This window comes from Paenibacillus sp. EKM212P (assembly GCF_011066115.1).
Lineage (GTDB): Bacteria > Bacillota > Bacilli > Paenibacillales > Paenibacillaceae > Paenibacillus > Paenibacillus polymyxa_B.
This window is the reverse complement of the sequence record NZ_JAAMNR010000061.1, coordinates 1-317: the sequence shown is the minus strand read 5'-3', so window position 1 is coordinate 317 and position 317 is coordinate 1. Positions and strand designations below refer to the sequence as shown.

The 317-nt window shown below is 54.6% G+C and carries 3 tRNA genes; all 3 read right to left on the bottom strand.

The features are described 5' to 3' along the window. Positions 1-82: 82 nt before the first annotated feature. Positions 83-154 (bottom strand) — tRNA-Glu (locus G9G54_RS24985). 11 nt (positions 155-165) lie between these two features. Continuing rightward, positions 166-238: transfer RNA gene (locus G9G54_RS24980), tRNA-Thr, on the bottom strand. A gap of 3 nt (positions 239-241) precedes the next feature. After that, positions 242-317 (bottom strand) — tRNA-Asn (locus G9G54_RS24975).

Genomic DNA, 317 nt, shown 5'->3' with positions numbered 1-317 from the left:
GAGGCTGAGGGGCTCGAACCCCCGACCCTCTGCTTGTAAGGCAGATGCTCTCCCAGCTGAGCTAAGCCTCCATACTATCCTATGACCCGTAGGGGATTCGAACCCCTGTTACCTCCGTGAAAGGGAGGTGTCTTAACCCCTTGACCAACGGGCCATCCTATAACAAGCTCTCAACCGGGTTCGAACCGGTGACCTCATCCTTACCATGGATGCACTCTACCTGCTGAGCTATGAGAGCAAATGGCTCCCCGAACAGGACTCGAACCTGTGACAACTCGATTAACAGTCGAGTGCTCTACCAACTGAGCTATCAGGGA